General features: G+C 70.2%; 8 protein-coding genes. 2 read left to right on the top strand and 6 right to left on the bottom strand.

What is annotated here, in order from left to right:
* On the bottom strand, positions 1–767 hold a 767-nt coding region (locus tag DV20_RS23295), incomplete at its 3' end, for an EamA family transporter (protein WP_043783654.1).
* A 340-nt stretch (positions 768–1,107) separates the two neighbouring features.
* Between DV20_RS23295 and DV20_RS23290 the strand changes: the two genes are divergently transcribed.
* Positions 1,108–1,287 (top strand): DUF7455 domain-containing protein, encoded by a 180-nt coding sequence (locus DV20_RS23290; RefSeq protein WP_004561029.1) that lies wholly within the window; start codon positions 1,108–1,110, stop codon positions 1,285–1,287.
* Positions 1,288–1,418: 131 nt separating this feature from the next.
* Here DV20_RS23290 and DV20_RS23285 read toward each other — a convergent pair whose 3' ends face one another.
* The 5 genes from DV20_RS23285 to DV20_RS23265 all read right to left on the bottom strand — a co-directional run bounded on the left by DV20_RS23285 (position 1,419) and on the right by DV20_RS23265 (position 8,384).
* Positions 1,419–2,600: an ROK family transcriptional regulator gene (locus DV20_RS23285; RefSeq protein ID WP_051736096.1), complete on the bottom strand. Its 1,182-nt coding sequence runs from the start codon at positions 2,598–2,600 to the stop codon at positions 1,419–1,421.
* Positions 2,601–2,611: 11 nt separating this feature from the next.
* A complete protein-coding gene (locus DV20_RS23280) occupies positions 2,612–4,075 on the bottom strand; it encodes a sugar ABC transporter permease (protein WP_043783647.1) in 1,464 nt (487 codons plus the stop codon).
* A gap of 20 nt (positions 4,076–4,095) precedes the next feature.
* Positions 4,096–4,869, bottom strand: a complete 774-nt coding sequence (locus tag DV20_RS23275) for an ATP-binding cassette domain-containing protein (RefSeq protein ID WP_043783645.1) — start codon at positions 4,867–4,869, stop codon at positions 4,096–4,098.
* A gap of 90 nt (positions 4,870–4,959) precedes the next feature.
* A complete protein-coding gene (locus DV20_RS23270; protein ID WP_043783643.1) occupies positions 4,960–6,102 on the bottom strand; it encodes a sugar ABC transporter substrate-binding protein in 1,143 nt (380 codons plus the stop codon).
* A 545-nt stretch (positions 6,103–6,647) separates the two neighbouring features.
* A complete protein-coding gene (locus tag DV20_RS23265) occupies positions 6,648–8,384 on the bottom strand; it encodes a DEAD/DEAH box helicase (RefSeq protein WP_043783640.1) in 1,737 nt (578 codons plus the stop codon).
* A gap of 227 nt (positions 8,385–8,611) precedes the next feature.
* Here DV20_RS23265 and DV20_RS23260 point away from each other — a divergent pair, with 227 nt between their 5' ends.
* Complete coding sequence (locus DV20_RS23260; RefSeq protein WP_043783638.1) at positions 8,612–9,748, top strand: YihY/virulence factor BrkB family protein; 1,137 nt, start codon at positions 8,612–8,614, stop codon at positions 9,746–9,748.
* The last annotated feature ends 26 nt before the right edge of the window (positions 9,749–9,774 follow it).

The following is a 9,774-nucleotide window of genomic DNA, read 5'->3' as shown; positions in this document are numbered from 1 at the left end:
TCCCGCCCCCTCAACGCCACCCCAGCCACCACCGCCAGCGTCCCCACCGCCTCCGCCACGCTCGGCACCTGCCCGAGCAGCGCGAACCCCATCACCCCCGCCGTCACCGGCAGCAGCGCCAGCAGCGTCGCGAAGCGGGCCTGGCCCAGCCGGCGCAACACCACCTGGTCCAGCGCGTACGGCACCACCGTCGACAGCACCCCGACCCCGATCCCCCACAGCAGCAGCCGTGGCGAAGACCACACCGGGCCCGTTCCCAGCGCGAGCGGGGACAACACCACCGTTCCCGCGAGGAAGCCGATCGCCAGGCTGTCGAGGCCGTCGCCGCCCACCGCCACTCGCTTGCCCAGGAGGATGTAGCCCGCCCAGGCCGCCGCCGCGCCCAGGGCGAACAGCACGCCCCAGAAGCTGCCGCCGATGCGGACGTCCGCGATCGCCACCACCCCGGCCGCCACCAGGACCAGGGCCAGCACGTCGCGCAGCGTGCGGGAGCCCAGGGCCGCCACCACCACCGGGCCCGCGAACTCCATCGCCACCGCCGTGCCCAGGGGCAGCCGGGCGATCGCCTCGTAGAACAGGACGTTCATGCCCGCCGTCACCACGCCGAACACCACCGCCAGCAGCAGGCGCCTGCCCCGCCAGGCCGCGCGGCCCGGGCGGCGCCAGGCCAGCAGGACCACCGCCGCGCCCAGGCAGCGGAGCCAGGCCACGCCCGCCGGGGTCGCGTGGCCGAAAAGGTCGACCGCCACCGCCGCTCCGGCGTACATCGAAATTCCGCTGAGAACGAACAAGAGCGGAGCGGGGACGGAGGAAAGCCGTCGTGGGGAAGTCACCGTACTCACCAGCTCATGGTGCCTGACCACGGAAAATGTAACTCTCCGGGTAATCGTCTCCTGGAATGCGGGACTTCGCTACGGCATCCGGGGTAAATCGGCGTGACTCAGGTCCCACCGGCGCGGGAACACTTGCGAGCCGCGAAACGTCTGGAACAGTGGAAGCACGAACACGCGGAGCCGGAGGCGATCGCCGCCACCGGCATCAGTGCCAAGTGGGCGTAGCTGGATCGATGGCACCGGGCGACCGGTGCCGGGACGGAGGGAGACCCCCATGACATCGCCGACGCTCACCCGCCCCGAACTGACCGCCGCCGACCGCTGTGACCGGTGCGGAGCAGCAGCTCAGGTACGAGCCATCCTCAGCACCGGTGGCGAACTGCTCTTCTGCGGGCACCACGCCCGCGAGCACGAGGCCAAGCTCAAGGAACTGTCCGCCGACATCCAGCGGTAACCCTGCAGACGCCGAAAGGCGGCCGGTGCGCACAGGCGCCGACCGCCTTTCTGCATCTTGCAGATTGCGTGTCATAAATCACGGTTTCGCCTCGATAGGCGGTGATTCCGGACACGGAACCGGACAGAAAATCAGACAGAATCCAGCACGACTTCGAACGCCACCTCGGCGGCGCCGAGCAGCTTCCCGTCGGCCCCCAGCGCCGAGCTGACGATCCGCGTGCCCCCGACCGCCCGGCTCACCAGGCTGCGCCGGCGCACCTCGGCGCCGACGTGCCGCAGCACCGCCTCCGGCAGCACCGTCAGCAGGTCGCCGAGGATCACCAGCTGCGGTCCCAGCAGGTTGACGACGTTGATCAGCCCCAGCGTCAGCCACTCGGCGAACTCCTCGAGCCGCGTCAGCGCCGCCTCCGGGTCGCGCCCCAGCTCCCGCAGCTCGAACAGGATCGCCCCGCGCGGGGTGTCCTCCGCCAGCCCGAGCGCCCGGCACAGCGCCGCCTCGCCGACCTCGGTCTCCCAGCAGCCGCTGCTGCCGCAGTAGCAGGGCCGCCCGTCCGGCCGGATGACCATGTGCCCGATCTCGCCGACGTAACCCGAGCCGCCGCGCAGCGCCGAACCCTCGGCGATGACGCCGCCGCCGACCCCGACGTCCGCCGAGATGTACACCACGTCGGACGCCCCGCGGGCCGCGCCGCGCAGGTGCTCGGCGACCGCGCCGAACTCGGCGTCGTTGCCGACCAGGATCGGGATCTGGAGCACCCCGCCGAGCCGGTCGCCGAGGGCGACGTCGGTCCAGCGCAGGTTCGGCGCCTCGTGCACGTACCCGTCGGCCCGCCGGACGACGCCGGGCACCGACACCCCGGCCGCCACCGGGGTCACGTCGAGGTCGCCGGCCAGGATGGCCGTCGACTCGATGACGTGCGTGATGACCTCGTCCGGCTGGCCCATCCGGCCGCGCAGGTTCCAGCTGTTGCGGCCCAGGATCTGCCCGCCGAGCCCGACCAGGGCGATCGCGACGTGCTCGACCTGCAGGTCGACCGCGAGCACGACCGCCGCGTGCGGCTGGGGCAGGACCAGGAGCGAGGGGCGGCCCGCCCCTCGTCCCGGCCTCGGCACCTTTTCCTCGACGACGCCGGCTTCCGCCAGCCCGTCGACGAGGGTCTTGATCGTGCTCCGGTTGAGCCCCAGCTGGGTGGCCAGGGTCGCCCGGGTGCTCGGCCCGCCGACGTGCAGCAGGCGAAGCAGGGTCGTGCGGTTGTGCCGGCGCACCTCGTCAGGTCGAGCAACGGGCGAGCTGGTCACGGGTTTGATCATCCCACGGGCGGTCAGCGCGCCGACGCAGCCGCGCGGCGCCGGGACAGCGCGTCGACCGTGGCGGCGAGGAGCAGGACCAGACCGGTGATGATGTTGACCACCGCGGCGGGCTGCTTGAGCAGGCCCAGACCGTTGATGACGACGGCGATCACGAGCCCGCCGACCACGGCGTCGGCCACCCGGCCCTTGCCGCCGAACAGCGACGTGCCGCCGATGACCGCGGCACCCACGGAGAACAGCAGCGTGTTGAGGCCACCGGACTGCGGGCTGACCGAACCGACCTTCGACGCGGCGACGATGCCGCCGATGGCCGCGACGGCCGAGCCGATGACGAACACGCTCGCCCGGATCTTCGGCACGTCGATACCGGCGCGGCGGGCGGCTTCCTTGTTGCCGCCGACCGCGTAGACGTACCGGCCGTACTTGGTGCGGTTGAGCACGTAGGTGCCGGCCACCAGCAGCGCCAGCATGATCGGGATGACGTACGGGACGCCCTGGATCGTCACGACCGTCTTGTTCGGCGAGCGGTCGATCGTCAGCAGCCAGGTGCCGATCGCCGACAGCACGACGAGCGCGCCGACCTTGATCATCACCAGTGCCGTCGGCTGGACGACCAGGCCGCGCTGGAGCCGCTTGAAGTGGCTGGTCAGCGTGATCACCGCGAACCCGCCGGCGGCGACGAGGAAGAAGATCCAGCTGCCCAGGATGTTCAGGTTGCCGTTGGCGATCTTGTACAGGACGTCCGAGTTGCTGATGCCGATCGTGCCGCCCTCACCGATGAACTGCAGCAGGACGCCCTGCCACACGATGAACAGCGCCAGCGTCACGACGAAGGACGGCATGCCGATCTTCGACACGAGGAACCCGGTGATGCAGCCGATCGCGGTGCCGACGCAGATGGCCAGCAGGATCTCGAGCCAGGCGTTGGCCGGGACGCCGATCGCGACGATCAGCAGGCCGATCAGGGAAAGCGCGGAACCGGCCCAGATCCGCTGGTAGGCGGACAGCAGCATGGCCACGGCGAGGACCCCGATGAACGTGATGAACACGCCGGTGCCCAGGGTGCCCAGCAGGTTCCCGGTGTGCACGTAGTGCAGGGCCATCACGGAGGCGGCGACACCGGAGGCCACACCGGCGGCGAGATCGATCTCGCCGAGCAGCAGCACGAACACGATGCCCATCGCGATGATGATGACGCCCGCGCCCTGCGGGAACACGTTCGCGATGTTGGCCAGGGTGAAGAAGTTGTCTGACAGCGCGCTGAACAGGATCACCAGCACGAGCAGGCCGAACAGCGACGGCAGCGCGCCGAGTTCGCCGGCCCGCAGGCGCGCGAAGTAGTCGCGGACGGCCTCGCCGGTTGACATCGATGTCGTGTCGATGCCGAAGTCGGAGATCGCCGCGGAGGGGTTCTGGGTCTGCGCGAGCGCGTCGGCGGGGGTGCCGACCTCGTGCTTGGCAGGGGTCTCAGTCATTTCGGGTTCTTTCTTCCCGCTCACAGGACCACGGCTTCGGGCCGGGCCAGGCCGAGGTCGCCGGAGCGACCGGCGGTGATCAGTTCCACGACCTGGCCGTGGGTGACGTCCTTTGTGTGCACCTCGGCGACGAGCCGGCCGAGGTAGAGCACCGCGATGCGGTCGGCGACCTCGAACACGTCGGCCATGTTGTGGCTGATCAGCACGACGCCGAGGCCCTGTTCGGCGAGCCGGCGGACCAGGTCGAGCACCTGGCGGGTCTGGGCGACACCGAGGGCGGCGGTCGGCTCGTCGAGCACGACGACCTTGCTGTTCCACAGCACCGACTTCGCGATGGCGACGGTCTGCCGCTGGCCACCGGACAGCGAGGAGACCGGCGTGCGGACCGACTTCACGGTCCGGACCGACAGGGAGGCCAGCGTCTCGCGAGCGGCCTTCTCCATGCTGGCTTCGTCGAGCTTCCACGAGCTGCCGCGCTCGCGGCCGAGGAACATGTTCTGCACGATGTCGAGGTTGTCGGCGAGCGCGAGGTCCTGGTAGACGACCTCGATGCCGAGCTCGGCCGCGTCCTTCGGGCCGCGGATGTGGGCGTCCTCGCCGTTGAACCGCACGGCCCCCGAGTCGTACGGGTGGATGCCGGCGATGCACTTGACGAGGGTCGACTTGCCGGCGCCGTTGTCGCCGACGAGTGCGGTCACTTCGCCCGCACGCACGTCGAAGTCCACGTCGTGGAGGACGTGGACCGGGCCGAAACTCTTGTTCAGGCCCTTGATCTCGAGAATGGGCTCACTCATGGCTGGCTTTTCTCCTGGGTGGGGACCGGGCCGGGACGCGCCGTCGGGGTGCGCGTCCCGGCCCGGCTGTTCATGGGGTACTGCGGGGGCTCAGGAGATGCCGAGCGAGCTGCACTTGGCGGCGAGGTCGCCACCGCAGATCTCGGTCGCCTTCACGTAGCCCTGGGTCACGACGGTCTTGACGTCCTTGGCCAGGATCGTCGTCGGCGTGAGCAGCACCGACTTGATGTCGCGGTTGTTCTGCGGGTCGTGCAGCTTGCCGGTCGCGATGGCGTCGGCGCCCGCCTTGTCGCCCTTGGCCAGTGCGGCGGCCAGCTTCGCGCTCGCCTCCGCCTCTTCCTTGATCGGCTTGAACACGGTCATGTACTGCTCGCCGCGCATGACCGCCATCAGGCCGTCGGCCGTGGCGTCCTGGCCGGTGACCGGGATCTTGCCGTTCAGGCCGTTCTTCTTGAGGATGGTGATGACCGCGCCGGCCAGGCCGTCGTTCGCCGCGACGACGCCGTCGACCTTGCCGCCGTTGGCGGTGAAGATCTGCTCGAACGTCGTGCCGCCGAGCTGGTTGTCCCAGTCGTTGATCGGCTGCTTCTGGATCCGCTTGAGCTTGCCGGAGGTGAACAGCGGCTCGAGGACGGAGTCCTGGCCCTTGGTGAAGAGCGTGGCGTTGTTGTCGGTCGGGGCGCCCTCGATCTGGACGACACCCGCGCCGGCCTTGTCCTTCAGCGCGTCGGCCATGGCCTGGCCCTGGAGCTGGCCGACCTTCTCGTTGTCGAACGAGACGTAGTACTCGGCGCTGCCGCCGAGGCTCGGGCGGTCGTAGTTGATGACCGGGATGCCCGCGGTCTTCGCCTTCGCCTCGACCGCGGCACCGACGGCCGGGTCGGACGGGGCGATGATCAGGACCTTGACGCCGGAGCTGATGAAACCGTCGGCCAGGCTGCTGAACTTCTGGCTGTCGCCCTGGGCGTTCTGGACGTCGGCGTCGAAGCCCTGCGCCGCGAGGGCGGCCTGCAGCATCGGCTTGTCGAAGGCTTCCCAGCGGGCCGAGCTGGCGGTCTCCGGCAGGATGACGCCGACCTTGCCGCTGGCGCCGCCGCCGGCGGCGGCCGGGGCGGACGAGGAAGCGGAGTTGCTCCCCGTGCCCCCGCTGTTCGAACTGTTGGCACCGCAAGCGGTGAGCACCAGGCCGGTGCTCACCGTGGCGGCGAGGAGGGTAAGGGTTCTGCTGCGCATCCTCGTTCCTTCCGGATCCAAGCATTGGTGACGAGTGGCCGTCGGCGTGTGCGTCGGGCCGGCGAGACGGTGATCCGGAGAGGCCCGGCGCACCGTCGCGCATATGTTGTGGGCGACAACATATGCCGCTGAGCGGCTGCGGGGAAGATAGCTGGATCGATTAAATGACACCAATTGGACACGGTTCGGCAACACGGGCTGAACCTCGCCCGGAAAGAGTAGATCCGCTGACGATGTGATCGCCAGCACTCACGGTAAGTTACATCGGAGTTTCATCAAGGCGTGACGTTAGGCCGGTCGTGTGCACCCAGCGCGACCCGTGGCGAATCCACGGCTGCGCCGCGGGATCGGTCGCCGACTTGCGGACTTCGGGCCGTGAAGTGCCCGGAAGGCCATTTCGGGAGGGACGCACGGGCGGCCGACGGTGACAGCGCTATACGCAGCGTCACAAGTCTCGGCGGTGCGGTGATGCCGCCGTCCCGGGGACGGACGGTGACCACCGGAACTTCAGCCTCCCGGGCGACAGGGCGCGGGCCCGCCCGCCCTCACCAGGACCGCAGCGTGACGATCCGTTCCTCGAGTTGCTCGACCGTCGCCATCGCGGTCACCGGTCCCCCGCACACCCGCCGCAGCTCGTTGTGGATCGCGCCGTGCGGCTTCTTCGTGCGGTGGTGGTACATCCCCACCAGCGCGTTCAGCTCCTTGCGCAACGCATTGAGCCGCTCGCTCACCGACTGCGGACGGGCCGTCGGCGGCGGAGCCTCCTCCTTGGCCGGCTTGCGGCGCTTCTCGTCCGCGATCTGCTCTTCCTGCCGCTTCCGCAGCAGGGCACGGACCTGGTCCGGCTCCAGCAGCCCCGGCAGGCCGAGGTACTCCTGCTCCTCGTCCGAGCCCGAGAACACCGCCGTGCCGAACGAGTTGCCGTCGTAGATGACCTGGTCGAGCTCGGCCGAGGCGCCCAGGGAGGTGAACGCCTTCTCCTCTTCGCCCGGCTCGTCCTCGGTGCGGTTGGCCTGGGCCAGGAGCTCGTCCTCCCAGCCCTCCTTTTCGCGGTGCGGCTTGCCGAGCACGTGGTCGCGCTGCGCTTCCAGCTCGCTGGCCAGCTCCAGCAGCACCGGCACCGACGGCAGGAACACGCTCGCCGTCTCGCCCTTCTTGCGGGCCCGCACGTACCGGCCGATCGCCTGGGCGAAGAACAGCGGCGTCGACGCGCTCGTCGCGTACACGCCCACCGCCAGCCGCGGGACGTCGACGCCTTCGGAGACCATGCGGACCGCCACGATCCAGCGCTCGTTCGTCTCGGAGAACTCCTTGATCCGGCCCGAGGCCTTCGGGTCGTCCGAGAGCACCAGCGTCGGCATCTCCCCCGAGATGCGCTCCAGGATCTTCGCGTACGCCCGCGCCGACTCCTGGTCGGTCGCGATCACCAGGCCGCCGGCGTCCGGCACGCTCTGGCGGACCTGCGACAGCCGCGTGTCGGCGGCCTGCAGCACCGCCGGGATCCACTCGCCCGCCGGGTCGAGTGCCGTGCGCCACGCCCGGGCGTTCTGCTCCGCGGTCAGCGGTTCGCCGAGCCGGGCGGTGAACTCCTCGCCCGCGCTCGTGCGCCAGGACGCCTCGCCCGAATACGCCAGGAAGACGACCGGCCGGACCACGCCGTCGGCCAGCGCGTCCGCGTAGCCGTACGCGTGGTCGGCCTTGCTGCGCTGGAAGCCGCCCGCGTCCGGCTCGTAGGTGACGAACGGGATCGGCGAGTCGTCGGACCGGAACGGCGTCCCGGTCAGGCACAGGCGCCGCACGGCCGGGGTGAACGCCTCGCGGATCGCGTCACCCCAGCTCTTCGCGTCGCCGCCGTGGTGGATCTCGTCGAGGATGACCAGCGTCTTGCGGTTCTCCGTGCGCACCCGGTGCAGCGTCGGGTGCGCGGCGACCTGCGCGTACGTCAGCGCGACGCCGTTGTAGTCCGACGAAGTGACGCCGGTGGTGTTGCGGAAGTTCGAGTCGATGGCGATGCCGGCCGCCGCGGCCGAGGCCGCCCACTGGTGCTTGAGGTGCTCGGTCGGCGTGACGATGGTGATCGCCTCGACCGTGCGGTCGCTCAGCAGTTCCGCGGCGATCCGGAGGCCGAACACCGTCTTGCCGGCGCCGGGCGTCGCCACCGCGAGGAAGTCCTTCGGCTTCTGCGTCAGGTACTTCGTGAGCGCCCGCCGCTGCCACGCCCGCAGCGGGCGCGCGGTCGAGTCCTTCTCCGCGGGAGGTGCCCCGAGCTGCGTCTCCGTCATCGCCGGTCCTCCCCCTCGCTCAAGTGCTGTGACGTGCGAAAACCCTCACTGTGGTACCGGCTGCTGCTGCGCTGGGCGGCCGGCGACTTGCGGTGAGGGCACTGGAGCGAGTCTACCGGCCGGGTCCGGCGGTTCCGGGCACCGGCACGGGTGAGGCCCGCCGACACGCCCGGCCGCAGGGGGTGTGACGAGCCAAATCAGCACGGATGGACCATGCTGGACACGTCATGGGTGAGGTGCAGCCGTCCGCAGCGACGAAGGTGGCCCGCAAGGGGCCGTGGCGGCTCGTCACGCGCACGTTCGCCAAGGCCTGGGAGGGCAACATCTTCTCCGAGGCCGCCGAGGCGGCCTTCTGGCAGACGCTGTCGCTGCCCCCGCTGCTGCTCGGCCTGCTCGGCAGCCTGGGCTTCGTCGGCGAGTGGTTCGGCGCCGGCGTCGTCACGGCGGTGCACGACCGCATCATCGGCTTCTGCCGGACGGTCTTCAGCACGAACGCCGTCCAGGACATCATCGAACCGACCGTGAACAGCATCCTCACCGTCGGCAAGGGCGAGATCGTCTCGGTCGGCTTCCTCATCTCGCTGTGGGCGGGTTCCTCGGCGATGTCGTCGTTCGTGGACGCGATCACCGTCGCGCACGACCAGTACGGCGTCCGCAACGACGTGTGGCAGCGGATCTTCGCGCTCCTGCTGTACCTGTGCGGCCTGGTGATCCTGGTGGTCGGGCTGCCGCTGCTGGCGATCGGCCCGGACCTGCTGCCGGAGTTCTTCCCCACCGACTGGCGCCCGACCGTGTCGTCGTGGGTGAGCACGCTGTACTTCCCGGCCCTCGGCGCCATGATCACCCTCGCGCTGACCACGTTGTACAAGCTCGCGCTGCCGCGGAAGCTGCCGTGGCACCGGGGGCTGCCCGGCGCGGTGCTCGCCATGGTCGTGTTCCTGCTGTCCTCGGTCGGCCTGCGCGTCTACCTGAACTGGATCACCAAGACCGGCTACACCTACGGCGCGCTGGCCGCGCCGATCGCGTTCCTGCTGCTGATGTTCTTCATCGGGCTGGCCGTGGTCGGCGGCGCGTACTTCAACAGCGCGATCCAGGAGCTGTGGCCGGCGAAGGCGACGCGACGGCAGCGGCGCAAGTGGCGGCGGCTGGAGATGGAACGCGCGTCCGAGCGGTTGCGCTCGGAGGACGGCCGCAAGCTCTGGGACCGCTCGACCACGCCGCTGCGGCGCCCGCGCGCGGACGACGTGCCCGCCGAGCCGTCCGAAGAGGACATCCCGTCACGCAACGCGCCGGAGCCGGCACCCAGCGCAGCTCCCGGCCGCGGGTCCCCCGAAGGGACGACCCGGAATCCACCCGCAGGCTGAGTCGCTCCTCAGCAATGCCGTGAAAA

The sequence above is a fragment of the Amycolatopsis rifamycinica genome (assembly GCF_000695625.1).
GTDB lineage: Bacteria > Actinomycetota > Actinomycetes > Mycobacteriales > Pseudonocardiaceae > Amycolatopsis > Amycolatopsis rifamycinica.
Note: the sequence above shows the minus strand (reverse complement) of the source record. Positions and strands in the feature narration are given on the sequence as shown.

Bases quoted from the DNA above. Each gene is read 5' to 3' on its own strand.
- DV20_RS23290 (WP_004561029.1), top strand. From the start codon at position 1,108: ATGACATCGCCGACGCTCACCCGCCCCGAACTGACCGCCGCCGACCGC.
- DV20_RS23285 (WP_051736096.1), bottom strand. From the start codon at position 2,600: ATGATCAAACCCGTGACCAGCTCGCCCGTTGCTCGACCTGACGAGGTG.
- DV20_RS23280 (WP_043783647.1), bottom strand. From the start codon at position 4,075: ATGACTGAGACCCCTGCCAAGCACGAGGTCGGCACCCCCGCCGACGCG.
- DV20_RS23275 (WP_043783645.1), bottom strand. From the start codon at position 4,869: ATGAGTGAGCCCATTCTCGAGATCAAGGGCCTGAACAAGAGTTTCGGC.
- DV20_RS23270 (WP_043783643.1), bottom strand. From the start codon at position 6,102: ATGCGCAGCAGAACCCTTACCCTCCTCGCCGCCACGGTGAGCACCGGC.
- DV20_RS23265 (WP_043783640.1), bottom strand. From the start codon at position 8,384: ATGACGGAGACGCAGCTCGGGGCACCTCCCGCGGAGAAGGACTCGACC.
- DV20_RS23260 (WP_043783638.1), top strand. From the start codon at position 8,612: ATGGGTGAGGTGCAGCCGTCCGCAGCGACGAAGGTGGCCCGCAAGGGG.